Below are 22,573 nucleotides of genomic sequence, written 5' to 3' on the forward strand. Positions count from 1 at the left end.
CAGCTCCGCAGCACCGGCGACGACCTACCCATCCTGGTGCTCACCGCCCGTGATTCGGTCTCCGAGCGCGTCGCCGGGCTCGACGCCGGCGCGGATGACTACCTCCCCAAGCCGTTCGCGCTCGAGGAACTGCTGGCCCGCATGCGGGCGCTGCTGCGCCGGACCAAGCCGGACGACGACGACGCCGAATCGGTGGCCATGCAGTTCTCCGACCTGACGCTGGATCCGGTGACCCGCGAAGTCACCCGCGGGCAGCGCCAAATCAGCCTTACGCGCACGGAATTCGCCTTGCTGGAAATGTTGATCGCCAATCCGCGCCGCGTACTCACCCGCAGCCGGATCCTGGAAGAGGTGTGGGGCTTCGACTTTCCCACTTCCGGCAACGCGCTGGAGGTCTACGTCGGCTATCTGCGCCGCAAGACCGAGGCCGACGGCGAGCCACGGCTGATCCACACGGTGCGCGGCGTGGGCTATGTCCTTCGGGAGACGCCGCCGTGACGAGTCACATCCCGCGATGATCAGGTACCAACGGCCCCCACGCGTGCCGCTGCGCGCCACCAGTTCGTTGTCCCTGCGGTGGCGCGTCATGCTGCTGGCGATGTCGATGGTGGCCATGGTCGTCGTGCTGATGGCGTTCGCCGTGTACGCGGTGATTTCGGCTGCGCTGTATAGCGATATCGACAACCAGTTGCAGAGCCGGGCTCAGCTGCTGATCGCCAGCGGCTCACTGGCCGCCGATCCCGGCAAGGCCATCGAGGGCACCGCGTATTCGGATGTCAACGCGATGCTGGTGAACCCGGGCCACTCGATCTACACGGCGCAACAGCCGGGTCAGACGCTGCCGGTCGGCGCGCCGGAAAAGGCGGTGATCCGCGGTGATCTGTTCATGTCCCGGCGCACCGCGTCCGATCAACGAGTCCTGGCCATTCACTTGCCCAATGGCTGCTCGCTGCTGATCTCCAAGAGCCTCAAGCCGACCGAGGCCGTGATGACCAAGCTGCGCTGGGTGCTGCTGATCGTCGGCGGCATCGGCGTCGCGGTCGCCGCGGTCGCGGGCGGCATGGTCACGCGGGCGGGGCTGCGCCCGGTGGCCCGCCTGACCGAGGCGACCGAACGGGTCGCGCGCACCGACGACCTGCGGCCGATCCCGGTGTTCGGTAGCGACGAATTGGCCAGGCTCACCGAGGCTTTCAACTTGATGCTGCGCGCGCTGGCCGAGTCCCGCGAGCGTCAGGCGCGGCTGGTCACCGACGCGGGGCACGAACTGCGCACCCCGCTGACGTCGTTGCGGACCAACGTCGAGCTGCTGATGGCCTCCATGGAACCGGGGGCGCCGCGGCTGCCCGAGCAGGAGATGGTCGAGCTCCGCGCCGACGTGCTGGCGCAGATCGAGGAACTGTCCACGCTGGTGGGTGATCTCGTGGACCTCACCCGCGACGACGCCGGCCAGGTGGTGCACGAACCGGTCGACATGTCCGAGGTCATCGACCGCAGTCTGGAGCGGGTCAGGCGGCGCCGCAACGACATTCACTTCGACGTCGACGTAACCCCCTGGCAGATGTACGGCGACGCGGCGGGCCTGTCGCGCGCCGTGCTGAACCTGATGGACAACGCGGCCAAGTGGAGCCCGCCGGGCGGTCACGTGGGCATCACCATGCGGCAACTTGACCCGTCGCACGCCGAGTTGGTGGTCTCCGATCAAGGCCCGGGCATCCCGCCGCACGAACGGCGGCTGGTGTTCGAGCGGTTCTACCGGTCGACGACCGCGCGCGCCATGCCCGGTTCGGGGCTCGGGCTGGCGATCGTCAAGAAGGTCGTGCTGAATCACGGTGGATTGCTCCGCGTCGAGGACACCGTCCCGGGCGGACAGCCGCCCGGGACCTCGTTCTACGTGCTGCTGCCCGGCCGGCCGATGCCGCCCACGGCCTATCCGACGTCGTCTGCCGCGGCCGCCGGCGAAGAATCCGTCACCGAACCCGCGGTTCGGATGACCGGCCAGTCGAACTCTCGGGAACCCGCGAACGTTATCTCAGTGGACTCTCAGTCCGCCCGGGCAACGTAGGTGTGCAGCCACTACTGTTGAAGAGCCCTGTCGAACCGACGAGCCGAATACTGAGATAGAGGAAGAGCGACCTAGCGCTATGACGAATGACCCGAGGTATTCGCCACCGCCGCAGCAGCCGGGGTACCACCCTGCGCCGAATCAGCCTGCGCCCACCCCGAGCCACCCGGGGACCTCTGCTTACGGCCAGGGGCACGCCCAACCGTACGGCCAGCCGTTCGACTGGCGGCATCAATCCCAGACGAACCAGTTCCGCCAGCCGTACGACCCGTTCAGCGGCACCGGTCCCGGGCGGATCCCCGGCGGGACCGGGGTAGGCCCGGTCCCCGGGGCCACCGGCACGGGCCCGATTCCCGGCATGCTGCCGCCGATGCCGCCGGGTCCCCAAAAACGTTCCCGCGCAGGGCTTTTGACTGTCGGTGCGCTGACCATCGCGGTGGTTTCGGCTGGCATCGGCGGGGCCGCGGCGACGGCCGTCGAGCTGGGGACGCATTCGACCACCAGCAATGGGCACACCGTCATCGGCGCACCCAGCGTCCCGGCGGCCAACATGCCGCCGGGCAGCGTCGAACAGGTCGCCTCCAAGGTGGTGCCCAGTGTCGTCATGCTGGAGACCGACCTGGGCCGCCAGTCCGAGGAGGGCTCCGGCATCATCCTTTCCGCCGACGGGCTCATCCTGACCAACAATCACGTGGTCGCGGCGGCCGCGGGGCCGCCGAAAGCGCCCGTGGTTCCCGGTGCGCCCCCCGGTGGTCCGCCCGGCGGTCCCGCCGGGCCTGCTCCGAAGACGACGGTGACCTTCGCCGACGGCCGCACCGCGCCGTTCACGGTCGTCGGTGCCGACCCCACCAGCGACATCGCGGTGATCCGGGTGCAGGGCATGTCCGGCCTGACCCCGATCTCCCTGGGCTCCTCGTCGGACCTGCGCGTCGGCCAACCGGTGGTGGCCATCGGGTCGCCGCTGGGCCTGTCGGGCACGGTGACCACCGGCATCGTCAGCGCGCTGAACCGGCCGGTGTCCACCACCGGTGAGTCGGGCAACCAGAACACCGTGCTGGACGCCATCCAGACCGACGCCGCCATCAACCCGGGTAACTCCGGCGGCGCGCTGGTCAACATGAATGGCCAGCTGGTCGGCGTGAACTCGGCGATCGCCACCCTGGGTGCGGACTCGCCGGACGCCCAGAGCGGCTCGATCGGCCTCGGCTTCGCCATTCCGGTCGATCAGGCCAAGCGCATCGCCGACGAGCTGATCAGCAGCGGCAAGGCATCCCATGCGTCGCTCGGCGTGCAGGTGACCAACGACAAGGGTTCCCCGGGCGCCAAGGTCGTCGACGTGGTGCCGGGCGGGGCGGCCTCGACCGCCGGAGTGCCCAAGAACGTGATCGTCACCAAGGTCGACGACCGCCCGATCAACAGCGCCGACGCCTTGGTCGCCGCCGTGCGGTCGAAGGCGCCCGGTGACAAGATTTCGCTGACCTTCCAGGATCCCGCTGGTGGTGGCAGCCGTACCGTGCCGGTGACTCTGGGGAAGGCGGATCAGTAATGCGAGTCGAAGAACCCTCGGCGGCCGGATTGTCCGAGCTCGGTTATACGGTGGCACCCATGGAAACGGGTGCGGAGTTGGTGGTTGGCCGGGCCCTGGTCGTGGTGGTCGACGATCGCACCGCCCACGGGGATGAGGACCACAGCGGGCCGCTGGTCACCGAGCTGCTCACGGAGGCGGGGTTCGTCGTCGACGGTGTGGTCGCGGTCGCGGCCGACGAGGTCGAGATCCGCAACGCGCTCAACACCGCGGTGATCGGCGGGGTGGACCTGGTGGTCTCGGTCGGCGGGACGGGCGTCACCCCACGCGACGTCACCCCCGAAGCCACCCGCGAGATCCTGGACCGCGAGATCCTCGGCATCGCCGAAGCCATTCGCGCCTCGGGGCTCTCCGCGGGCATCACCGACGCCGGATTGTCACGCGGCCTGGCCGGCGTGTCCGGGAGCACGTTGGTGGTGAACCTCGCCGGTTCCCGCTATGCGGTGCGCGACGGGATGGCGACGCTGAATCCCCTCGCCGCACAGATCATCGGGCAATTGTCGAGCCTGGAGATCTAGCCGGGGCCCTACGCCTCGGCGTCGGCGCGCGGTCCGTGCTCCGGCGGGGGCGTCGTGGTGGTGGCAGCGCCGCCGTGGCGACCGGACGAGTCGCCGTTGGTCTGCGCCAGGAGGTCGCGGATCTCCGTCAGCAGAACGATCTGGGCGTCGTCGGCCTGCTCGACCTCCCCGCGCCTGCGCAGGGTCGTGTACGGCAACACGACCAGGAAATAGACGACGGCCGCGATGATGACGAAGTTGATGGCGGCCGACAGCACGTTGTTGAGGTCGATGGTCTGGCCGCCGCCGATGCCGATCCGCAGGATGCCGAGATTCGACTTCTCGTTGACACCGACGCGGTTGATCAGCGGCTTGATGATGCTGTCGGTGAATTGGGTGACCAGCGCGGTGAAGGCGGTACCGATGACCACCGCGGTGGCCAGGTCGATGATGTTGCCCCGCGAGAGAAACTCCTTGAACCCTTTGAACATTCAGATGTCCTTCCTGGGATTGGACAGAGTTTGCTGTCAGCTGCGGGGCCAACGACGGCGAGGCACTCAGTGCAGGGTGAGGGTCACCGCCTGACCCAGCGCCGAGCCCGCCACCGTGTTCGCCACGCGAGCCGGCAGCGCAACCAACACTACGCGGTCACCGTCCGCGGCCTGGACCTTCGGCTTGGCCGACACGAGCACCACGACGGCGTCGGTGGCCACCACCTTGGGGGTGGCCTGGGCCGGCTCCGGCCCCGCGGTCGCCGGTGCGGCCAGCACGTCGACGACGTCGCCGACGCGGACAAGGTCGATCAGGGCGCTGTCGGCCAGGCGCAGCGGCACGATGCGGGCACCGGGTCCCGCGGTCGACTCGGCGAGCCGGCTGCCGAGCAACCGGACATCGGTGAGCACCTCGCCGCGCCGCGTCGGACCGGCCAGCGTCGACCCGGCCACCGCGCTCACGTCGGCCAGTGAGCCATCGGGAACGGTTGCGGCCAAACGCTTTTCGAGGTGGACATCCGCGGGCGTCAACGCGGCGCCGGGCCGCAGGTCGTGGTCGGCGACCACCACCTCGGCGTAGTCACCCGCCGGGTTGGAGCGCAGCGCCGCCACGCCGGCCAACACGACAAGCCCGCCCGCCGCGATCCGCCGCGCCAGCACCGTACGTGTCCAATCGGGACGCAGCAGCAAAAGGCGGTTGAACGGGCTTGGGTTCAGTGACGACTCGCCCACGCCGCAACGGTAGGCGCATGGGGGTCAGCGCCGAACGTCGTCGGCGCAACGGTTGTGGATAACCCGTCAGCTCGAGGCGGACGCGGTGGACGCCGCGGAGCTGCTGGTCGCCTTCTCGCTCGGACCGGACTTCTCGGTCGATCCGGACTTTTCGCTTGATGCGCCGTTCGAGCCGGAGTCGCTCGACGAGGATCCGTTGGTCGAGCTCGCGGACTTCTTGCCGGACTCGCGGCTGTCGGTGCGGTAGAAGCCGCTGCCCTTGAACACCACTCCTACGGAGTTGAAGAGCTTGCGCAGCCGCCCGGAGCAGCGCTTGCAGGTGGTCAGCGCGTCGTCGGTGAAGGCCTGCACGATGTCGAAGCGATCGTCGCACTCGGTGCACTGATAGCTGTAAGTCGGCACGAAAACCTCCGGATGGTTGCAAAAGCCTGTTAGCACTCTAGCGTCTCAAGTGCTAGAACCGCCACGTGACGTCACTCATTCCCGATCTGTTACCCGCGACCGAGCGCGACTAGTCCCCGCCTGGGCGTGAGGGCGTCCGTCATCGGGATGTCGTGCGGCTCGGCGGGCAACCGGTCCACCAACTCCGCGTCGCGCACCACCGCGATCAGCCGCGCGTGGGGACCCCGGCCGCCCAGGGAGCGATCGTAGAAGCCACGACCGCGGCCCAACCGGGCCCCAAAGCGGTCGACGGCCAACGCCGGCACCAGGATCAGGCTCGCCTCGGCGATGGCCGAGGCCGGAAACCAGGGTTCCGGCGGCTCCAGCAACCCCCACCGCGCGGACGTCAGGGTGCCGGGCCGATATTCGCCCCAGCGCAATGGCAGCGCCGCGCCGTCGGCGGCCGTGCGCGCAACCGGCAGTAACACGCGTCCGGGCCGCCGCAGCAACACGTCGAGCATGTCTATCGACCCGGGCTCGGCGCCCACTGGCACGTACGCGCACACGGTGTCACCGCTGCTCATGATGCTTTCCAGGTCCTCGATCCGCCCGCTCAGCATCCGGGCCTCCTCGGCCCGCACCTCGTCGGCAACGCGGCGGCGGGCCGCCTGCAACTGGGCCCGCAACGCGGCCTTACCGGTGGTCGCCATGCCTCAACCATTGCAGCCGGATCTTTGGCCGCGCCACATCGACTCGGCAAACCGCTGTCGGGTTATCGTGTGAACAATGTCAAGCCCAAAAGTGGTGGTCCCACACACGGCGATCGTGCCCGCCGCCGGTCTTGGTACCCGCTTCCTGCCCGCGACGAAAACGGTGCCCAAGGAGCTGCTGCCGGTCGTCGACACCCCTGGCATCGAGCTGGTGGCCGCCGAGGCGGCCGAGGCGGGCGCCGACCGCCTGGTGATCATCACCTCCGAGGGCAAGGACGGCGTCGTCGCCCACTTCGTCGAGGACCTGGTCCTCGAGGGAACGCTGGAGGCGCGCGGCAAGAAGGCGATGCTCGATAAGGTGCGGCGCGCGCCGCAGCTGATCAAGGTCGAGTCCGTCGTGCAGGCCGAGCCGCTCGGCCTGGGCCACGCCATCGGCTGCGTGGAGCCCACCCTGACGTCGGACGACGACGCCGTGATGGTGCTGCTACCCGACGACCTGGTGCTGCCGACCGGCGTCCTCGAAACGATGTCGAAGGTGCGGGCGCAATACGGCGGCACCGTGTTGTGCGCGATCGAGGTGGCGCCCGACGAGGTCAGCGCGTACGGGGTTTTCGACGTCGAGCCGGTGCCCGGTGACGACAACCCGGACGTGCTGAAGGTCAACGGCATGGTGGAGAAGCCCAAGCAAGAGGACGCCCCATCGCTTTTCGCCGCCGCGGGCCGCTACGTGCTCGACCGGGCCATCTTCGACGCGTTGCGCCGCGTCCACCGCGGGGTGGGCGGCGAGGTGCAGCTCACGGATGCGATCGCGTTGCTCATCGCGGAGGGCCACCCCGTGCATGTCGTCGTGCATCGCGGATCTCGACACGACTTGGGAAATCCCGGCGGCTACCTCAAGGCTGCGGTTGACTTTGCATTGGATCGTGACGACTACGGCCCGGATTTGCGGCGATGGTTGGTGGCGCGGTTAGGCCTGGCCGAGAAGTAGCCGGCCGATACGCCCGGCCCACGACGGCGCCCGTAGGGCTGATGAGGGCGGTGCCCGCCAGGGGCATCAGAGGGCAGAGAGGCGCGCTGTGCGTTCTGTTGAGGAGCAGCAGGCCCGGATAACCGCTGCCGCGGTGGCGCCGCGGCCCATCCGGGTGGCCATCGCCGAGGCGCAGGGATTGATGTGTGCCGAGGAAGTTGTCACCGAGCGGCCCATGCCCGGCTTCGACCAGGCCGCGATCGACGGCTACGCGGTGCGCAGCGTCGACGTGCTGGGCATCGGCGAAGTGGGAGCCGACAGCATGCCTGAGCCGCCGCCCGGCGACGCCGAGCTGGACGAAGACCGGCGCGAGGGCCTGGTCTTGCCGGTGATGGGAACCGTCGAGGCCGGCGCGCGCACCCCCAGCCGCCTGCAACCGCGCCAGGCCGCCCGAGTGCACACGGGAGCCCCGCTACCCACGCTCGCCGACGCGGTGATCCCGTTGCGCTGGACCGACGGCGGGAGCAAGCGAGTGCGGATCCTGCGCGGCGCGCCGTCGGGTGCGTACGTGCGCCGCACCGGCGACGACGTGCAGCCCGGCGACGTCGCGGTGCGCGCCGGCACGGTGATCGGCGCGGCCCAGGTCGGGCTGCTCGCGGCGGTCGGCCGCGAGCGGGTGCTGGTGCATCCGCGGCCCCGGGTGACGGTGTTGGCCGTCGGTGGTGAACTGGTCGACATTTCGCGCACCCCCGGCAACGGCCAGGTCTACGACGTCAACTCCTACGCGCTGGCGGCGGCGGCCCGCGATGCCGGTGCCGAGGTCAACCGCATCGGCATCGTCAGCAACGACCCCAAGGAATTCCGCGACACCGTCGAGGGCCAGATCAACCGCGCCGAGGTGATGGTGATCGCCGGCGGGGTGGGCGGTGCCGCGGCCGAGTCGGTGCGCTCGGTCCTTTCCGAGCTGGGGGAGATGGAAGTCGTCCGCGTCGCGATGCACCCCGGGTCGGTCCAGGGCTTCGGGCAGCTCGGCCGCGACGGCGTCCCGACGTTTCTGCTGCCCGCCAACCCGGTCAGCGCGCTGGTGGTCTTCGAGGTGATGGTCCGGCCGCTGATCCGGCTCTCGCTGGGCAAGCGTCAGCCGATGCGCCGGATCGTGCAGGCCCGCACCCTGTCGCCGATCACGTCGGTCGCCGGGCGCAAGGGCTACCTGCGCGGCCAGTTGATGCGCGACCAGGAGACCGGTGAATATCTGGTGCAGGCACTCGGCGGGCCGCCCGGGGCGTCCTCGCACCTGCTGGCCACCCTCGCCGAAGCCAACTGCCTCGTGGTGGTGCCCAGCGGCGCCGAACAGATCCGCACCGGCGAAATCGTCGATGTCGCCTTCCTGGCTCAGCGCGGTTAAGTGCAACGACTCCGCCGGCTCGTGAACCTGTTGCGCACCAACGCCCGCCACCCGGGCTGGCCGCTGGATGTCGGGCCCTTGCGGGTGCCGGCGGGAGTCGTCCGACTGCGGGCGGTGCGGATGCGCGACGGCGCCCAATGGAGCCGCATCCGGTTGGCCGACCGCGCCCACCTCGAGCCGTGGGAGCCCAGCGCGGAGAGCGATTGGACGACCCGGCACACCGTCGCCGCGTGGCCGGCGCTGTGCTCCGGCCTGCGCGCGGAGGCCCGTGCGGGCCGCATGCTGCCCTACGTCATCGAGCTCGACGGACGCTTCTGTGGCCAGCTGACCATCGGCAACGTCACCCATGGGGCGTTGCGATCGGCGTGGATCGGCTATTGGGTGCCGCGGTCGGCGACCGGCGGCGGGGTGGCCACGGCAGCCCTGGCGCTGGGCCTGGATCACTGCTTCGGTCCGGTGATGCTGCACCGCGTCGAGGCCACCGTGCGCCCCGAGAACGCGGCCAGCCGGGCCGTGTTGGCAAAAGTCGGCTTCCGGCAAGAGGGTTTGTTGCAGCGCTACCTCGAGGTCGACAAGGCGTGGCGGGACCACCTGTTGATGGCCATTACGGCCGAGGAGGTGTCCGGGTCGGTGGCATCGACCCTGGTCCGGGGCGGGCACGCCAGCTGGGCGTGACGGCGCAGCCCCGCGCTGGGCGGCCGCGCCGCGACTAGCGCATTTGGCCCCCGTGTGGCTACCGCGACACGAGTGACTCGTGGTGCTTGTGAGAGGCAAATTACAGGTGTGTAATTGTCCTGGTCACCAAGACCCGGCCGCGCTGGCCTCCGAGGGGCTTCGCGGAATCGGAACCGAAGAGAGCAGGTCGTCATGCCAAGCATTCCGCAGTCACTGTTGTGGATCTCGCTCGTAGTGCTCTGGCTGTTCGTCTTGGTGCCCATGCTCGTCAGCAAACGCGACGCCGTGCGCCGCACCAGCGACGTCGCCCTGGCGACCCGGGTCCTCAACGGCGGCGCGAACTCCCGCCTGATCAAGCGCAGCGGCCCGGCCGCGGGTCATCGCAGCGACCCCGACTGGAAACCGCCGGAAGAGTCGGCCGACAACGAGCTCGACCTCGCCGAGGGTGACGAAGACGAAGAGCACGACACCGAGGAGCTGCGGGCCGCGCGCCCCGTCGTCATGAAGATCGCGACACCCGAGCTCACCGAGCCCGACTACCTCGACGTCGATGTCGTCGAGGATTCTCAGGCCCTGCCGGCGGCCGTCGAAGCCGTCGTCGAGGAAGAAGCCGAGGCCGACGAGGACGACGAGGACTCCGACACCGACGTGGTCGCCCACGCCGGCGACGAAGCCGACGAGGGCTTCGAATACGTCGACGACTCTTCGGGTCTGGAGCCCGAGGCCGAGGCCGACGACGAGATGCCGCCGCCCGTCCCGCGGAACGCCTCTCGGCGCCGCCGCTTCGACACCAAGACCGCCGCCGCGGTCAGCGCCCGCAAGTACGCCTTCCGCAAGCGCGTGTTGATGGTGATGGCCGTCGTGCTGGTCGGCACGGCCACGGCCGCGTTCAAGATTTCGCCGACCGCCTGGTGGGCGTGCGGCAGCGCCACCGTCGTGACGCTGCTCTACCTGGCTTACCTGCGGCGCCAGACCCGCATCGAGGAGAAGGTCCGTCGCCGCCGGATGCAGCGGATGTCGCGGGCGCGCATGGGCGTCGAGAACGCCTACGACCGCGACTACGACGTGGTCCCGTCGCGGTTGCGGCGCCCGGGCGCGGTGGTCCTGGAGATCGACGACGAGGACCCGATCTTCGAGCACCTGGACTACGCGATGCCGATGCGCAACTACGGCTGGCCCAGGGACTTGCCGCGGGCCGTCGGCGAGTAGCGATCGCGTTTCGGCGGTTCGGCCCGCGGCTGGTAGCCTGCTAGCGATCAGGGGCTATGGCGCAGTTGGTAGCGCGACTCGTTCGCATCGAGTAGGTCAGGGGTTCGAATCCCCTTAGCTCCACAGAGATTGATCAGGTAAAGGGCGCTTCGCCAAGGCGGTCGATCAGCAAGCGCGCGTCACGGCACCTAGTTCGGCGTGGCGGCGAAGAGCTCATTCTTTGTCAGCCACGCGTCAATGTGGCTCATGGTTAGCGGTAGGGAAGCCCCCGAGAAGACCATGTGGTCGGAGTCGGGTATCACGACGACGTCCGCGTGCCGGTATTGCGCCGCGGTCTTGCGCAACACCCCTGCCGGCACGATCAGGTCGCATTCGCCCCCAATCACCAACACCGGCGCGCTCACCGCGGCGGCATCGACGCGGGTTGCCCGGGAGAGCCTGAGTATCGCAAGGAGCATCTCGCACTGTGCTCGACCGGAATCGCAAACCAGGCCGTCATATATCTCGCGGGCGGTGTCCTCAGATTGGGTGTTGGCCACCCATTGCCGGAATCGCTCGAACGGGGGAGGAGGCACCGGTTTGGCCCAGGCGCGCGAGCGCAGGAACCACGGCGCCGACATCCGCCTGTTGGCGGGAGTCGAACCGCCGATGCCGGCAGCGGGGGCGGGACATGCCGCGACCAGCCCGGTGTGGGGGGTGCGTGCGGCGACCAGTTGGGCGAGCAGGCCGCCCATCGAGTGGCCGACCAACAACGGTGGCGTTTCGAGCGAACCGACGAAGGCCACCAGGTCGTCGACGTAATCCCGCAGGCTTAGGGAGGCCACCTTGGCGGCCCCCTCGTGGATCGGCAATTCGTGATGCCGCAGCGTCGGCGTATGCGCGGTGTAACCGCGATCCTGGAACGCGGCGCGGGCGGCGGCCAGCTGTTCTCCGCGTGACCAGTTGCCGTGAATCAGGACAACGTGCCGCGTCTCGGACATACCCAAAAGGATGGCACCGGCGACCATCCGTCGTGGCGATTTGGCCTGGCCGTCGGCAAATTCCAGCGTCCGCGGGCCTTGGTTCGCCGAGCACCCCGCAGTCCATTGAGCGAACAATGCCCCCGAAAGGCGATCAGCACTACCGGTAGGTGGCCACCGGGTGGCAGGCTCAACTCAGGAAGGGACTGAACAGAGTCCCAATGGAACAAGCTGAGGCCAGACTGTTACGGCTCAAGCAACGGGCCGTGGCTCGAGGTTTCCCACACCTCAGTCCCTCCCGCCAACCACCTGCCACGCGACGCGGTGCGCGAGCCGCCCCTCACGGACGGGCGACGAGATAGGTTTCGTTGCCCAGGCCGGCGGTGAGCTCGTCGACGTCGAAGGGCCGGTCGAGTCGGGCGTGCAACGCCTTCGGGTCGACCAGCATGCCGATCTCGGCGGTTTGCCGGGCGAACATCCGCCCCACGAACGGGTAGATGCGGCGCATGATCACCCGCTCGCCGGCGGTGCAGCGCGAGGCGCAGTAGCCGACGTGGCCGATCTCGTCGGTGAGGATTTCGCGGTAGAGCAGTTCGATTCGCGCGCAGACTTCCGGTTCGTCGGCGAACAGTTCTGTGCCGGCGCGGCGTAACTCGTCGAACATGATGCAGCCCGCCATCTCGCCGGCGCCGACGAACGCAAAGCCCAGCCTTTGCGGCATGATCACGCCGGTTTTGACGAACTGGCGCATGACGAACGGGGGAGGGGCGACTTGGAACGTCAGGTCGAAGACGTCGAGCGCGTATGCGAGCAGCCGGGTGTGGTAGTGCTCTTCCAGTTCGAGGTAGACGCTTTCGGGCGGCGCATCGTGACCGCTGTTGCGCCCGTAGGTTTCGCCGAGCCCCACGCCGAACCGCTCGGCCTGATTCAGCTTGGCCGTCGCCAGCAGGAACAGCATCTTGCGATCCAGGCCTGCCTCGGGCCGCCGGCGGCGCAGGTTGCGCAGGAACGTCTGTTGATCGATCGGGTGGGCCGACCGGACGGGGTTCGCTTCGAGTTGACCGAAGAACTGCTCGCGCTTCGCCAATCGTCGGTTGAGTAGGTCGGCCTCGCCGTCGCGCCTAGCGAGGAAATCGCGATACCCCTCGATGCTCGTGCTGTTCATCGTTTCTCCATTCCGTTGACACTCGTTGATACGTAACGACTTAACAGCGCAGGGTCGTGTGATCCAACGGCGAGCAGCGCAAAGAGCCCGGTGAGAAAGAACATCGCCAGTTCCGTTGCGTCCGCGTCGGACGAGACTTGTCCCGCGTCTTGCGCACGGCCGATCACGCCCGCCAGGAACTGTGCGATCGGGTGCTGCGCCAGCTCCTCTTCAACGGGACGCGATGGCGAGAAATGCAGACCGAGCATGTCCCGGAAAACGCCTGCACCCAAACGATTTTCGGCGTCGAGTATCCGCGATACGACGTCCGACAGGACAGTGGCCAAATCGCCCTTGGCGTCGCCGAGCTCGCCAATTATCCGCCTCTCCTCGGCGCGCTCCAGCTCGGCGAGCACGTGCTCCTTCGTCGGGAAATGGAAATAGAACGTTCCCCGCACCACGCCCGCCGCGGCGGCGATGGCGCTGACATCGGCCGCGGCCAAGCCGCGCTGCCCGATCTCGCCCAGCGCGGCGTCGAACAGGCGCGCCCGCGTTTCGAGTCGCCGGGCCTCCCGGACGCCACCGGGTGGAGTTTCGGTCACGGAGGAGGCGGGCGATGACCCCATCGACGCACCCTACGTCTTTGGCTGACGACCGTCAATGACGACCGTCAACGAATGGTACGCGGCGTCGTTCACCGTTCCAGCGCGCGGCGAGCGACCCCCCAGGGCAACCGGTCGGGTGATCTCCCCGCCGCGTGCGCCTCCGGCAACCCGGACGACGTGGCGGCGCGCGCCCGGTTGGAGGCGAACATCGTTGTGGGCCAACACCTCGAGCGGGCCTCGAACCTCACGGCCGCGGACGTGGGGAAGTGGCTGCCCAGCCTGCTGCCGCACCGCCCCGAACGACCGGAACTCGCCTGCGAGTGAGCGCGATTGCCCATGACGCGGCGCGGGTACTGATCCTTGCGACAAGCCATCAACCGAAAGGACCGAATGGCGCCGCGCGAGGACGATTCCATCGACGAGCTGTTGCAGGAACTGCTGTGGGCCTACGGGCCGTGCGGCCAGGAAGCCGACGTCCGCGCCGTGTGTGCCCGAGAACTCCGTCCCGTCGTTGACGACATGTGGACCGACGACGCCGGCAACCTGATCGGCTACATCGGTGCCGAGCCCCCCGCCGAGGGCGCCGGGCACGGGCACCGGCACCGGGTGTCCTCGGCGGCCGAGCCCGGCGTCGCGACGCGGGTCATGGCGCACATGGACGAACTGTCCATGCTCGTCAAGCGGGTGGAAGCGGACGGGACGCTGCACCTGACGCAGCTCGGGACGATGTACCCGGGCAACTTCGGCCTCGGTCCGGTCGCCGTGCTCGGCGAGAACGCCACGCTGACCGCGGTCCTCACACTGGGCTCCGAACACACCACCCAGGAGAGCCAGCGGATCTGGCAGACCAAGCCCGACCAGGGCGACAAGGCGCTGGACTGGGACCACGTCTACGTCTTCACCGGCCGCAGCCCCGACGAGTTGGAAGCCGCGGGGGTGCGCCCGGGCACGCGGGTGTGCGTCGACCGCAGCAAGCGGACCCTGGTCGAAATCGGCGACTATCTGGGCTGCTACTTCCTCGACGATCGCGCCGCGGTGACCGCCCTGCTGCGCGCCGCTCGCGTGCTGCGCGAGCGCGGCCAACGACCCGTCGACGACGTCTATCTCGCGTTCACCACCAACGAAGAGATCGGCGGGGTGGGGGGCACCTACGCCAGCGGATCGCTGCCCGGCACCCTGACCCTCGCGCTCGAGGTCGGCCCGACCGAGCGCGAGTACGGCACCAAAGTCAGCGGCGGCCCGATCATCGGCTATAGCGACGCGCTGTGCGTCTACGACAAGGACGTCGCCGACCGGCTGACGGGCATCGCCAACGACTTGGGCCTGTCGCCGCAGGGGGCGGTGCTGGGCGCCTTTGAGTCGGACGCGTCGCACTCCAAGGCCAACGGTCTGACGCCGCGCGCGGGCCTGCTATGTCTGCCCACGCTGAGCACCCACGGTTACGAAGTCATGCTCCGCAGTGCGATCGACGACATGGCGGCGATCGTCGTGGAGTTCGTCATGCAGCCGGGAGCGCACGCGCGCGGCGAACCCTAATGCCGTCCCAAAATTTGCCTGAACATTGCCTAAGAGCCGCGTGGCGGCACCCGGCGCGCCGTTCTGACGGCCCTACGGTCGACGGATGAACGTTGACTACTACCTGCAGAAGGTGCCGGTTGAGTCGGTGCGGCCCGGGTTCTCGCTCGCGATCGATCGGGGCGGCGACTATCGCCTGTTCCGGGTGGAATGCACGCAGATGACGCAGCGCAGCGGCCGGCCGGTGATGTTCACGCTCACCTCGGAGCCCGTCGACGGCGGCGAACCCTGGGTATTGGAGTGCGAGGCGGGAACGCCGGTCGTCCGGGTGCTCGGCGTGGGCAAGGTGGCGTCCTAGCTCTCGGGCTTAGCGGCGACGACGAACTGCAACGCGCGCTGGGTCTGCTGCTCGACGTCGACCAGGCCGGCCGAGGCGAACAGCTCGACGAAGGCGTGCCGGTCGAACATGGTCAGCCCGATGACGCGCGCGCCGCTGGTCATCGCGTACCGGATCGCGGGCAGGTCGGGCGTGTAGCTGGTCAGGATCGCGATCCGCCCCCCGGGCCGCAGCACCCGCACCATTTCGCGTGCCACACCGAACGGCTCGGGCATCAGATACAGCGCGCCGAAGCAGCAGACCGCGTCGAAAGTCTCGTCGGCGAACGGCAGCGCGCGAGCGTCGCCGCGGACATAACAGGTGCGCGGGGCGCTGTTGTCCAAGACGGCGCGCGTCAGCATCGGCTCGGAGATGTCGAAGCCGACGGCCAGCCCGCCGTCCGATAGTTGTGCGGCCAGGGAACCCGTGAAATTGCCTGGGCCACAGGCGACATCGAGCAATCTGTCTGCGCCGGACAGCTTCAGCGCCGATGCCGCGCGCCGCTGCTCCGCGCCGGTGGTGACGCCGCTGGCGACGTAGAAGGCGGCCGGCCGCCACAGCCGCTCGTAGATTGTCGCGACGAGAGGGCTGTTCATGGCGCGCTGGGCGAACGTCGGGGCCGGCGAAGTCGTCGACTCGCCCAGTACGTCGAGGAAACCGTGCCGCAGCGTGGCGGTCTCGGTGAGGAGGCCGCGGGTCAATTCGACTGCATCCTGGCTCATTTCATGGCTTTCGTGAAGGCGTGGACGGGTGGGCACAATCCGCAGGTGAATCCCGATTTTTCTGCCGATCCGGCTGCTACGCTAGGGCTCTTCCGAAGAGATCGATGCATTGGGGTTGGCACGTGGCGCACATTTCGCCGACTATCGCGGGACGCGCGTCGGCCGGCTGAGCGGATATACGTCGACAGTGAATCCCCTGCCCCGGCCAAGAATCCGTGCCCGCGCGCCGCTGCGGATCTCGTTCGCTGGGGGCGGCACGGACGTACCGCCGTTCCCGACCACCGAGGGCGGCTGCGTCCTGTCGGCGACCATCGACCGCTACGCGCAGGGTTCGCTTTCCCCGCGGACCGATCGCAGGGTCACGATCGAGTCGGTGGACTTCAAGACCACCCACGAGATGACGCTCGACAGCGAGATCCTCTACGACGGCAGCCTGGATCTGATCAAGGCCGCTGTGCGCAGGTTCGGCAAGGACGGCACGGACGGCTACGACCTGGTGCTGCGGTCGAGCGCACCGCCGGGTTCGGGGCTGGGCTCGTCGTCGACGATGATGGTTGCCCTCACCGGCCTGCTCGCCGAGCACTACCGCGTCCCGATGGGCGAATACGAGACCGCGCAGCTGGCGTGCGCCATCGAGCGTGAGGACCTGGGCATCACGGGCGGCATGCAGGACATGTACGCCGCGACGTTCGGGGGATTCAACTTCATCGAGTTCACCGACCGCGTGATCGTCAACCCGCTGCGCATCCGCGAGGAGACCGCGTTCGAGCTGGAACTCAGCCTGCTGCTGTGCTTTACGGGCATCACGCGGGATTCCGCGCGGGTGATCGAGGACCAGACGCGGCGCGCCACCACGGGCGCGGACGACACCCTGGCGGGACTGCGGGCGCAGAAGGAGTTGGCGGTCGCCATGAAGGCCGCCCTGCTGACGAACAAGCTGAACGATTTCGGCGCGTTGCTCGGCGAGGCGTGGACGCAGAAGAAGCGCATGTCGCCCTACATCACCAACGAACGCATCGACGAGCTCTACGACCTGGCCCTGCGCAACGGTGCACTCGGCGGCAAGATCACCGGGGCCGGCGGCGGCGGTTACATCCTGCTGTTCTGCGATTTCGCGAAGAAACACCGCCTCATCGAATCCCTCGAGTCGGCCGGAGCGACCATCACCGAATTCGCCTTCGAGAGCAAAGGACTCACGACATGGCAGGCATGAGCAGCTCGGATGTCGTCGCCCCGAGCGTCGAGCTGGTCCAGGCGCGGTTGGCGGACACGATCGCCGTCAAGCAGCAAATGCTCTCGGGCGCCATCGCCGCGCAGACCGTCGAGATCGCGCGGCTGATGATCTCCTCGCTTCGCTCCGGCGGGAAGGTGATCTTTTTCGGCAACGGCGGATCCGCGCAAGACGCGGGGCATCTGGCCGCAGAACTGATGGGCCGCTTCGCGTTTGACCGACCCGGTCTGGCGGCGATCAGCCTGCCGGACGCCACCGCGGCGATGACAGCGATCGGCAACGACTACTCCTACGACGAGGTGTTCGCCCGCCAGGTGCTCGCCGCCGGCCGCGCGGGCGACGTGGTGGTCGGCCTCACCACCTCGGGCAACTCACCGAACGTCGTTCGCGCGCTCGAGGCGGCCGCCGACGCCGGGATGGCGACCGTCGCGCTCACCGGTGCGCGCGGCGGCAAGGTGGCCGACGTCGCCGCGCTGTGCATCCGGGTGCCCAGCGACAACACCGGCCGCGTCCAGGAGGCATGCCTGCACCTCGGTCACTCGATCTGCGAGATGGTCGAAGCGGCGCTGTTTGACCGGCCCTCCTGAGACCGACCGGATGCCCGATCTGCGCAACGTCCGTACCGTCTTCCTGGACCGGGACGGGACGATCAACGTCAAGGCCGCCGACGGCGAGTACGTCAGGTCGCCAGAAGAGCTGGTGCTATTGCCCGGCGCCGCCCGCGCGGTGGCCGCGTTGAACGCGGCGGGCCTGCGCACCGTCTTGGTGACGAATCAGCGCTGGCTGTCCGAACCGGCTGCGGAGGCCGCGCGTTTCGCCGCCGTCCAGGACCGGCTGGAACACCTGCTGGCGGACGAGGGCGCCCGCCTCGACGCCGAGTACCACTGCCCGCACGCGGCGGCCAGCTGCGACTGCCGCAAGCCCGGGGCGGGCATGTTGTTGCGCGCGGCGCGCGAGCACGGATTCGCGTTGGCCGAGTCGGTGATGATCGGCGACAGCGAGACCGACGTGCTGGCCGGCCGGGCGGCCGGCGCGGCGACCGTCCTGCTGCGCCCCGGCGGGGGACACGCTCACGGCGCCGACGTCGTGGCCGGCGACCTCGCCGCCGCCGTGCGAATCATCTTGAGCGCGAAGGAATCTAGTCCCGCCTAAACCGTTGCGCCGCAGAGCGAATCACCAATGCCAGCGCAAACGGTAGATCGTCCCGCAGGTACCGGCGGGCGAGCCGGCGCGGCTCGAGCGCCAGCCGGTGCACCCACTCGAAGCCCAGCCGTTGCAGCACGGGGGACGCCCGGCGGACGATCCCGGCGGTCATCGCGATGCCGCCACCGCAGGCGAGACACCAGGCGCCGGGCAGCTCCGCGCGCAGCAATTCGATGAGCCGTTCCTGCCTGGGAAAGCCCAGGCCGACGAAGACCAGGTCGGGAGCGGCGGCCACGACGGCCGCCACGGCGCGCCGCGCCCCCTCCTCCGTCTGATCGAAGCCGAAGGGCGGCGAGCATGTGCCCGCGATGCGCAGGCCGGCCGAGTGCGCGACGAGCGCCTCGGCCGCCCGCTCCGGTACGCCCTCGGCGCCGCCGAGGAGGTAGACCGACTTGCCGTCGGCGGCCGCCGCGGCGCTCAGCGGAAATATCAGCGAGGAGCCGGCGACGCGCTCGGGCAGCCTGTCGCCCTTGGCCCGCGCCGCCCACACCAGCGGCATGCCGTCGGCGACGACGAGGGTGGCGCGGGCGATCAGGTCGGCGAGTTCGGTGCGGCGGGCGGCCGCCAGGGCGACGTCGATGTTCACCGGCACGATCGATCCGCCGCGGCCGGCGGCCCAGGCGCCGCGCACCGCCCCGACGACCTGTTCCTGGGTCAGGGCGTCGAACCAGAGACCGCCCACCTGGATTTTCCGCGGTCCCGCGCCGGTCAGCCTCGGTGAACTTCGGCGGCCTGCGCTCACCCGATCATCATGCCCCGCGGCATCACCGGCGGACCGGCCGACGCGCCCTCGCGAACTATCGGCCGCGCGTCCTTGCCGCGCCCGGAACCGAGCCCATAACCTGGGCAACATCCGACCGCGTCGGGAGTTTCGGGACTGGCGGGGTAGACGACGGCAACGCAGGCGGGCAGGTCATGGCAAAGCGGCGGTCACCGCGAGGCGCAGACCCACGCCACGACCGTGTGATCGGCGGGCTATCGCAGTGGCCTTGACCGGCGCGCGCGCGGACGAGCTGGCGACGATGGACATCTTCGAGGGGTGTCCCACCTCCGATCTCGCGCCGTTGGCCGCCTCCCTGCAACCGCTGCGCGCCGGGTCCGGCCAAGTGCTGATGAAGCAGGGCGAGCAGGCCGTTTCCTTCCTGCTCATCTCGTCCGGCATCGTCGAGATCACCCACGTCGGCGACGACGGTGTGGTCATCGTCGAGCATGCGTTCCCGGGGATGCTGATCGGGGAGATCGCGCTGCTGCGTCACATCCCGCGGACCGCGACGGTCACCACCGCCGGGCCGCTGACGGGTTGGATCGGTGACAACGACGCGTTCGCGCGCATGGTGCACATCCCCGGGGTGATGGAGCGGCTGCTGCGGACGGTGCGCCAGCGGCTCGCCGGGTTCATCACGCCGATCCCGATCCGGGTCCGCGACGGCACGCACCTGATGCTGCGACCGGTGCTGCCCGGTGACAGCGAGCGAACCGTGCACGGGCACATCCAATTCTCCAGCGAGACGCTGTACCGGCGTTTCATGACGCCGCGCCTGCCCACCCCGGCGCTGATGCATTACCTGTCGGAGGTCGACTACGTCGACCACTTCGTCTGGGTGGTGATCGACGGCGGCGACCCGGTGGCCGACGCGCGTTTCGTGCGTGACGAGGCCGACCGCAGCATCGCCGAGATCGCCTTCACCGTCGCCGACGCCTATCAGGGCCGGGGGATCGGCACCTTCCTGGTCAATGCGCTGTCGATCGCCGCTCGGGTCGCCGGGGTCGAAAGATTCTCCGCGCGAATGCTTTCCGACAACCTGCCGATGCGCACCATCATGGACCATTACGGGGCGGTCTGGCAGCGCGAGGACATCGGCGTCATCACCACCGTCATCGACGTGCCGCACCGGCGCGACCACGGGTTCCGGCGTGACGTGGCCGCCCAGATCGAGCACGTCGCCCGCCAGATGATCGAGGTGGTCGGCTGAGCCCGTTCCGGATCGGCCCGGTTTGCGCGCTCGCGTTGGTGGTTGCCGCGTGCGGTCACGCGCCCGCCCCCGTTCCCTCGCCCGCGCCGACGAAAACGCCGGCGCCGAAGGCGGTCAACCCGGCCAACATCAAACGCGTCGTTCGCGAGCTCCCGCCCGGCTACGAGGCGACCACGGGCATTCCCGGCGGGGCGTCACCCCGGGTGATCTGGAGCCTCGGGCCGGAGGCGTCGGACACCCGCGCCAAGCCGGCGCAATGCGGTCAGCTCGCCGATCCCGGCAATGGGCGCGACCAGACGGCCCAGGGCGTGTCGGGGTCGGGTAGCGGCGGCATCGTCGACGCGGTGGTGGTGGCTTTGCCGGGGCCGGTGGATCTGCCCGACGATGTGGTAGCCGCGTGTGGCCAGTGGACGATGACCGCCGGGCGCACGACGGCGACCGTGCACCTGATCGACGCCCCGCACATCGAGGGCGCCCAAACCGTCGGGATGGTCACCGACGTCAAGTCGTCGGTCGAGTCGGGCACCGAGATAGATTCGCGCACATACACCTTCACCGCGTACCTGGGGAACTTCTACGCGTTCACCACGCTGACCACCGATCCGGGTTCGGTGGTGCCCGCGCTGCCACCGCAATTCGCCGGCGATCTGCTCGTCAAAACGGTGTCCACGTTGCGCAGCTGACGCAACCGCCTTGGGTAGATTAGCCACGGTGTTCAAGGTGGCGGTCACGGTCGCGGTGGTGGGTGTGCTCGCAGGCTGCTCGTCGGGGGAGGCGACCTCGGCCAAAGCCGACATCAAGAAGGTCGCCGACGTGAAGTCGAGCTTCGGGCCGGACTTCAAGGTCACCGATATCGGCGAGCGGGGGATCGATCCCAAGGTGCTGTCCGGACGCAAGCTCCCGGAGGGGCTGACGTTCGATCCCGCCACCTGCGCGAAGGCGGCGACGGGGCCGGAAATGCCGCCGGACCTGCAGGGCAACATGGCCGCGGTGTCCGCCGAGGGCAAGGGCAACCGGTTCGTGGTCATCGCCGTGGAAACGTCAAAAGCGTTGCCTCTCAACGAACCCGGCAAGGACTGCGCGAAAATCGCGTTCTCCGGGCCGCAGCTCCGCGGCGGCGTGGAGGTGGTCGACGCCCCGCAGATCGACGGGACTCACACGCTGGGGGTGCACCGCGTGCTGCAGGCGCTGGTCGCCGGCGGGCCGCGCACCGGCGAACTCTACGACTATTCGGCCCAGTTCGGTGATTACCAGGTGATCGTCACGGCCAATCCGCTGGTGATCCCCGGGCAGCCGGTCGCGCCGGTCGATACGCAGCGCGCCCGCGACCTGCTGGTGAGCGCGGTGAAGGCCGTCCGCAGCTAGCGGACGCCGCGCGGGCGGAACTGAATGCTGATGCGGGGGCCCACCGGCGCCGACGTCTTGGGCACGGCGTGCTCCCAGGTGCGTTGGCAGGATCCGCCCATCACCAGCAGATCCCCATGCGCCTGCGGCAGCCGCAACGACGGGCCTTTGGCAGGACGCGCGCGCCGCCGCATGGCGAACGTGCGGGTGGCGCCGAGGCTGATGATGGCCACCATGGTGTCCTCGGAGCTGCTGCGGCCGATGGTGTCGCCGTGCCAGGCGACGCTGTCGGAGCCGTCGCGGTAGCAGCACAACCCGACCGTGGTGAACGGCTCGCCGAGTTCGCCGGCGTAGATGTCGTTGAGCCGGCGCCGAAGCCGGGCCAGCAGGGGATGCGGCGGCTCGTCGACCGTGAGGTCGTGGAAACTCACCAGCCGCGGCACGTCGACCACCCGGTCGTACATCTGGCGGCGTTCCTCCCGCCACGGAACCGCGGTCAGGAGCGCTTCGAGCAGGTCGTCGGCTTCGGTGAGCCAGCCGGCGCGGATTTCGATAAAGGCGCCGTCACCGAGTTGCCTGCGCTCGGTGTGCTGGAACAGGGAGCCTTGTACCGCCATCTCCACGGCGCCCAGTCTATCGCACACCCGTTCGAGTGGCCGGGCGCCGGGACGGCCGGGTCCGGCGCCGCTACCGTGGTGGGTGTGGTTGAGCTGGGCACCAATTCCGAGGTGGGAGCGCTGCGCGTCGTCATCCTGCACCGCCCCGGCGGCGAGCTGCGGCGGCTCAA

28 protein-coding genes and 1 tRNA gene are annotated in these 22,573 nt (G+C 69.2%); 19 read left to right on the top strand and 10 right to left on the bottom strand.

Annotated elements, in window-relative coordinates; all coding sequences use genetic code 11:
* The 4 genes from A9X03_RS07935 to A9X03_RS07950 all read left to right on the top strand — a co-directional run.
* Positions 1 to 498: response regulator transcription factor (locus A9X03_RS07935; protein WP_068260483.1), on the top strand; the 498-nt coding region annotated here is incomplete at its 5' end.
* A gap of 16 nt (positions 499 to 514) precedes the next feature.
* Complete coding sequence (locus tag A9X03_RS07940) at positions 515 to 2,062, top strand: HAMP domain-containing sensor histidine kinase (protein WP_067888338.1); 1,548 nt, start codon at positions 515 to 517, stop codon at positions 2,060 to 2,062.
* Between the two features lie 79 nt (positions 2,063 to 2,141).
* Entirely contained in the window at positions 2,142 to 3,608 is a 1,467-nt protein-coding gene (locus A9X03_RS07945) for a S1C family serine protease (protein ID WP_067758114.1), read from the top strand.
* Complete coding sequence (locus tag A9X03_RS07950) at positions 3,608 to 4,165, top strand: molybdenum cofactor biosynthesis protein B (protein WP_055402749.1); 558 nt, start codon at positions 3,608 to 3,610, stop codon at positions 4,163 to 4,165. The genes A9X03_RS07945 and A9X03_RS07950 overlap by 1 nt, the downstream gene beginning before the upstream one ends.
* A gap of 8 nt (positions 4,166 to 4,173) precedes the next feature.
* Here A9X03_RS07950 and mscL read toward each other — a convergent pair whose 3' ends face one another.
* The 4 genes from mscL to A9X03_RS07970 all read right to left on the bottom strand — a co-directional run bounded on the left by mscL (position 4,174) and on the right by A9X03_RS07970 (position 6,458).
* Positions 4,174 to 4,635 (bottom strand): large-conductance mechanosensitive channel protein MscL, encoded by a 462-nt coding sequence (mscL, locus tag A9X03_RS07955; RefSeq protein ID WP_067780546.1) that lies wholly within the window; start codon positions 4,633 to 4,635, stop codon positions 4,174 to 4,176.
* A gap of 66 nt (positions 4,636 to 4,701) precedes the next feature.
* Positions 4,702 to 5,367, bottom strand: coding sequence for an SAF domain-containing protein (locus A9X03_RS07960; RefSeq protein WP_067888344.1), 666 nt, complete (start codon positions 5,365 to 5,367; stop codon positions 4,702 to 4,704).
* 66 nt (positions 5,368 to 5,433) lie between these two features.
* Positions 5,434 to 5,769 carry an FmdB family zinc ribbon protein gene (locus tag A9X03_RS07965; protein ID WP_067758104.1) on the bottom strand — a complete coding sequence of 112 codons (336 nt, stop codon included), beginning with the start codon at positions 5,767 to 5,769 and terminating at the stop codon, positions 5,434 to 5,436.
* 89 nt (positions 5,770 to 5,858) lie between these two features.
* Positions 5,859 to 6,458, bottom strand: coding sequence for a 5-formyltetrahydrofolate cyclo-ligase (locus A9X03_RS07970; RefSeq protein WP_068260486.1), 600 nt, complete (start codon positions 6,456 to 6,458; stop codon positions 5,859 to 5,861).
* Between the two features lie 76 nt (positions 6,459 to 6,534).
* On the opposite strand from A9X03_RS07970, the gene A9X03_RS07975 reads away from it, so the two are divergent.
* The 5 genes from A9X03_RS07975 (at position 6,535) to A9X03_RS07995 (ending at position 10,837) form a co-directional block, all read left to right on the top strand.
* Complete coding sequence (locus A9X03_RS07975) at positions 6,535 to 7,446, top strand: UTP--glucose-1-phosphate uridylyltransferase (protein WP_067758098.1); 912 nt, start codon at positions 6,535 to 6,537, stop codon at positions 7,444 to 7,446.
* A gap of 88 nt (positions 7,447 to 7,534) precedes the next feature.
* The gene (gene glp / locus A9X03_RS07980; RefSeq protein WP_067758095.1) at positions 7,535 to 8,830 is read left to right on the top strand and encodes a gephyrin-like molybdotransferase Glp; all 1,296 of its coding nucleotides are present in this window, start codon (positions 7,535 to 7,537) and stop codon (positions 8,828 to 8,830) included.
* 21 nt (positions 8,831 to 8,851) lie between these two features.
* Positions 8,852 to 9,505, top strand: a complete 654-nt coding sequence (locus tag A9X03_RS07985; RefSeq protein WP_197499159.1) for a GNAT family N-acetyltransferase — start codon at positions 8,852 to 8,854, stop codon at positions 9,503 to 9,505.
* Positions 9,506 to 9,697: 192 nt separating this feature from the next.
* Positions 9,698 to 10,714, top strand: a complete 1,017-nt coding sequence (gene glpR, locus A9X03_RS07990; RefSeq protein WP_068260489.1) for a gephyrin-like molybdotransferase receptor GlpR — start codon at positions 9,698 to 9,700, stop codon at positions 10,712 to 10,714.
* A 50-nt stretch (positions 10,715 to 10,764) separates the two neighbouring features.
* Positions 10,765 to 10,837: transfer RNA gene (locus tag A9X03_RS07995), tRNA-Ala, on the top strand.
* 65 nt (positions 10,838 to 10,902) lie between these two features.
* Here the strand turns inward: A9X03_RS07995 and A9X03_RS08000 are convergent.
* The 3 genes from A9X03_RS08000 to A9X03_RS08010 all read right to left on the bottom strand — a co-directional run bounded on the left by A9X03_RS08000 (position 10,903) and on the right by A9X03_RS08010 (position 13,443).
* The gene (locus tag A9X03_RS08000) at positions 10,903 to 11,694 is read right to left on the bottom strand and encodes an alpha/beta hydrolase (protein ID WP_067758194.1); all 792 of its coding nucleotides are present in this window, start codon (positions 11,692 to 11,694) and stop codon (positions 10,903 to 10,905) included.
* A gap of 319 nt (positions 11,695 to 12,013) precedes the next feature.
* Complete coding sequence (locus A9X03_RS08005) at positions 12,014 to 12,838, bottom strand: hypothetical protein (protein WP_068260492.1); 825 nt, start codon at positions 12,836 to 12,838, stop codon at positions 12,014 to 12,016.
* Positions 12,835 to 13,443, bottom strand: a complete 609-nt coding sequence (locus tag A9X03_RS08010) for a TetR/AcrR family transcriptional regulator (protein WP_067758082.1) — start codon at positions 13,441 to 13,443, stop codon at positions 12,835 to 12,837. Before A9X03_RS08010 ends, A9X03_RS08005 begins: the two co-directional genes overlap by 4 nt.
* 51 nt (positions 13,444 to 13,494) lie before the next feature.
* On the opposite strand from A9X03_RS08010, the gene A9X03_RS30805 reads away from it, so the two are divergent.
* The 3 genes from A9X03_RS30805 to A9X03_RS08025 all read left to right on the top strand — a co-directional run bounded on the left by A9X03_RS30805 (position 13,495) and on the right by A9X03_RS08025 (position 15,295).
* Positions 13,495 to 13,746, top strand: coding sequence for a hypothetical protein (locus A9X03_RS30805; RefSeq protein WP_067758079.1), 252 nt, complete (start codon positions 13,495 to 13,497; stop codon positions 13,744 to 13,746).
* Positions 13,747 to 13,812: 66 nt separating this feature from the next.
* On the top strand, positions 13,813 to 14,958 hold the full coding sequence (locus A9X03_RS08020) for a M42 family metallopeptidase (protein ID WP_067758074.1): 1,146 nt from the start codon (positions 13,813 to 13,815) through the stop codon (positions 14,956 to 14,958).
* An 85-nt stretch (positions 14,959 to 15,043) separates the two neighbouring features.
* The gene (locus tag A9X03_RS08025; RefSeq protein ID WP_067758071.1) at positions 15,044 to 15,295 is read left to right on the top strand and encodes a hypothetical protein; all 252 of its coding nucleotides are present in this window, start codon (positions 15,044 to 15,046) and stop codon (positions 15,293 to 15,295) included.
* Here the strand turns inward: A9X03_RS08025 and A9X03_RS08030 are convergent.
* On the bottom strand, positions 15,292 to 16,035 hold the full coding sequence (locus A9X03_RS08030; protein WP_067758067.1) for a class I SAM-dependent methyltransferase: 744 nt from the start codon (positions 16,033 to 16,035) through the stop codon (positions 15,292 to 15,294). The genes A9X03_RS08025 and A9X03_RS08030 overlap by 4 nt on opposite strands.
* Before the next feature lie 196 nt (positions 16,036 to 16,231).
* Between A9X03_RS08030 and A9X03_RS08035 the strand changes: the two genes are divergently transcribed.
* The 3 genes from A9X03_RS08035 to A9X03_RS08045 are packed head-to-tail and all read left to right on the top strand — an operon-like array spanning position 16,232 to position 18,418.
* Positions 16,232 to 17,248 (top strand): GHMP kinase, encoded by a 1,017-nt coding sequence (locus A9X03_RS08035; protein ID WP_067758189.1) that lies wholly within the window; start codon positions 16,232 to 16,234, stop codon positions 17,246 to 17,248.
* Positions 17,236 to 17,853, top strand: coding sequence for an SIS domain-containing protein (locus A9X03_RS08040; protein WP_082950256.1), 618 nt, complete (start codon positions 17,236 to 17,238; stop codon positions 17,851 to 17,853). Before A9X03_RS08035 ends, A9X03_RS08040 begins: the two co-directional genes overlap by 13 nt.
* Before the next feature lie 10 nt (positions 17,854 to 17,863).
* Positions 17,864 to 18,418 carry an HAD-IIIA family hydrolase gene (locus A9X03_RS08045; protein WP_068260496.1) on the top strand — a complete coding sequence of 185 codons (555 nt, stop codon included), beginning with the start codon at positions 17,864 to 17,866 and terminating at the stop codon, positions 18,416 to 18,418.
* Here the strand turns inward: A9X03_RS08045 and A9X03_RS08050 are convergent.
* Positions 18,405 to 19,151 carry a WecB/TagA/CpsF family glycosyltransferase gene (locus A9X03_RS08050; RefSeq protein WP_231968918.1) on the bottom strand — a complete coding sequence of 249 codons (747 nt, stop codon included), beginning with the start codon at positions 19,149 to 19,151 and terminating at the stop codon, positions 18,405 to 18,407. The genes A9X03_RS08045 and A9X03_RS08050 overlap by 14 nt on opposite strands.
* 340 nt (positions 19,152 to 19,491) lie before the next feature.
* Here A9X03_RS08050 and A9X03_RS08055 point away from each other — a divergent pair, with 340 nt between their 5' ends.
* From A9X03_RS08055 to A9X03_RS08065, 3 genes are read left to right on the top strand one after another with little or no spacing between them, the layout of a single operon-like run.
* On the top strand, positions 19,492 to 20,442 hold the full coding sequence (locus tag A9X03_RS08055) for a GNAT family N-acetyltransferase (protein ID WP_067758186.1): 951 nt from the start codon (positions 19,492 to 19,494) through the stop codon (positions 20,440 to 20,442).
* Positions 20,439 to 21,125, top strand: coding sequence for a DUF5642 family protein (locus A9X03_RS08060; protein WP_067758058.1), 687 nt, complete (start codon positions 20,439 to 20,441; stop codon positions 21,123 to 21,125). The genes A9X03_RS08055 and A9X03_RS08060 overlap by 4 nt, the downstream gene beginning before the upstream one ends.
* Before the next feature lie 28 nt (positions 21,126 to 21,153).
* Positions 21,154 to 21,807, top strand: a complete 654-nt coding sequence (locus tag A9X03_RS08065; protein ID WP_067758055.1) for a DUF5642 family protein — start codon at positions 21,154 to 21,156, stop codon at positions 21,805 to 21,807.
* Here A9X03_RS08065 and A9X03_RS08070 read toward each other — a convergent pair.
* Positions 21,804 to 22,409 carry an alpha-ketoglutarate-dependent dioxygenase AlkB gene (locus tag A9X03_RS08070; RefSeq protein WP_067783174.1) on the bottom strand — a complete coding sequence of 202 codons (606 nt, stop codon included), beginning with the start codon at positions 22,407 to 22,409 and terminating at the stop codon, positions 21,804 to 21,806. The genes A9X03_RS08065 and A9X03_RS08070 overlap by 4 nt on opposite strands.
* A 72-nt stretch (positions 22,410 to 22,481) precedes the next feature.
* On the opposite strand from A9X03_RS08070, the gene A9X03_RS30130 reads away from it, so the two are divergent.
* Positions 22,482 to 22,573 (top strand): hypothetical protein (locus A9X03_RS30130; protein ID WP_231975367.1); only part of this gene is annotated, 92 nt, incomplete at its 3' end.

This window comes from Mycobacterium sp. E1715 (genome assembly GCF_001667625.1).
Lineage (GTDB): Bacteria > Actinomycetota > Actinomycetes > Mycobacteriales > Mycobacteriaceae > Mycobacterium.